This is a genomic window from Pseudoalteromonas luteoviolacea DSM 6061 (genome assembly GCF_001625655.1).
Classification (GTDB): Bacteria; Pseudomonadota; Gammaproteobacteria; order Enterobacterales; family Alteromonadaceae; genus Pseudoalteromonas; species Pseudoalteromonas luteoviolacea.
Genome location: NZ_AUYB01000058.1, coordinates 1 through 2,004, shown reverse-complemented (window position 1 = coordinate 2,004; position 2,004 = coordinate 1). Strand labels below are relative to the sequence as shown.

Here is a 2,004-nt window from a genome sequence, read left to right as displayed (position 1 = left end):
CCATGAATTGAACGCCTAACTTTTAACCGTTATTAAAAGATAGACGACTCTCAGCTTTTTACCAAACTAAAGATGGGTGTCTTCTTTAATTGTCACGGACAATCGACCATGTGGCAACAGTAAAGTGACACCGCTGGTCACATACACCGCTATATACAGTTGTATATAGCACTCCACTTGGACCAGAAAGTCGATAAATGCGACCACACAGGTCAAATAGGCGTGACCAAAAAATCAGCGAAACGCGACCAGAAACAGAAAAGCCCCAGCAAGTGCTGGGGCTTTGGATTGGGTGTTTTTTATATATTTTTAATTCTGTATTTTAAAAAGTCCTTTATCTTCAATCAATACCATATTTAGCTCCCCTTTAGGTATCAGATAATTAGTTGATATATATTTTAATCCCTCTCTTTCTGAAAATAAGAAGGTACCCACTGCACTACCCGAGCACTCTTCCCCTTCATAAATATAAACCAGATACTGCTTATCTTCTTCTAAGGAACTTACCACACAATATCTAAACCCTTTAAAGCTCCACTTCACTTCTCCGGAGTATTTACTTGGAAAAGAGAATTTATAGTATTTGTTGAACAAGCATAAAAACTCATCATCTTCGGTACATATATAGACTTTCTCAATAAACTTTCCTTCAATAAGGGTAGAGTTTGTAGATTTTACATATATATAATCACCGGTTTTCAAATCGACATACTTGGCTTCATTTCCAAAAGCTAGTGTAGGTTTGAGCACAAAATAAAACAAAACATATAGAACGATTACTTTCAATTTTTAATACTCCATAACTGTTTCTGAAAAATAAAATGCAAAGCTCTCATGCGGCCGTGATCTATACCCCTCATATGTATTGGGAAATTGCCCTGGGGCAGCCGCCTTGAAAGTAGGCCATAAGTCATACAATTTAGTGCCAATTTCTGATATATGCGTATACTCATGTAGTAAGGCTGTTGCGTAAAAAGAGTTATCATAACCAGCCCCTAGCATTGCTAACCCGCCAGCATACAAGATAATTTTTGGTGTAGACCCTGAGCGATCTATACTTGCCCCCACAAAGCTACCACTGTTTGGGCTCTGATCACCATAAAAATATTTACCATCTTCAATTTCATCAGACCAAACAAAATTCGAGTTCTTCATCTCCTCTGAACTCATTCCCATACAGTCAAAAGATGAGCAATACTTATCAAGCTGTCTTCCAGCCTTTTTAACGGCCTGTTTAAAACCACGTTTTACTTTTCGAACTCCTGCCTTTAGCTCTCTTTTTGACTTGGGTTTAGATATTGTTTCGGTAACTTCTCCATCACCCCAATCTGCCCTCAACGCCGTAGCAAAAGCAGCTGTCATAGCGCCATTCGCAAACTTGCCACCTGTAATCGCAGACACTGTACCGCCAACAATAGCAGATCCAATAATTCGATTCAGAGGGCCTTTCCCAAACATGCCACCAGTGGCCGAGCCTATACCTGCACTGATAAAGCCATGACCAAATTTACCATCCTGCATCACAGACATCATTCCTCCAGCGAGACCACTAATTGCAAAGCCTTCAAAACCACCAAGGCCAGCGCCACCAATTGCGCCAAATATGGCTCCACTAGCCGCTCCTGTCAGCGCGCCTTTAAGTGTTCCCGTTGAGATAGCACCATTGACGGCACCTGCTGCTGCACCGCCTCCAATTAGAGCGGCCGCACTTAGATCTGCAATCGCTTTAAATTTCCATGCACCAGTCGTCAGTCCAAAAGTTACATATGCGCCGCCTATCGCCGCTATCGTCCGCCAGTTTTTCTTCAAGAACTTCCCAAGCTTCTTAAACAAATACCCACTCGGATCCGTATAACTCAGCGGATTATTCAGCACATAACTATACGCGTTGTAGTTCTGCAAATTATTCGGCGCTTGAACAAACGGATCCGCCTGCATAAATCGGCCCGTGTCTGCATCAAAGATCCGACCATTCATATGAACGATGCGTTTCTCGCCCCCTAA

General features: G+C 42.0%; 2 protein-coding genes. Both read right to left on the bottom strand.

The features are described 5' to 3' along the window. Positions 1-309: 309 nt before the first annotated feature. Complete coding sequence (locus N475_RS02690; protein ID WP_063364646.1) at positions 310-786, bottom strand: hypothetical protein; 477 nt, start codon at positions 784-786, stop codon at positions 310-312. 3 nt (positions 787-789) lie between these two features. Further along, on the bottom strand, positions 790-2,004 hold a 1,215-nt coding region (locus tag N475_RS02685; RefSeq protein ID WP_248846344.1), incomplete at its 5' end, for an RHS repeat-associated core domain-containing protein.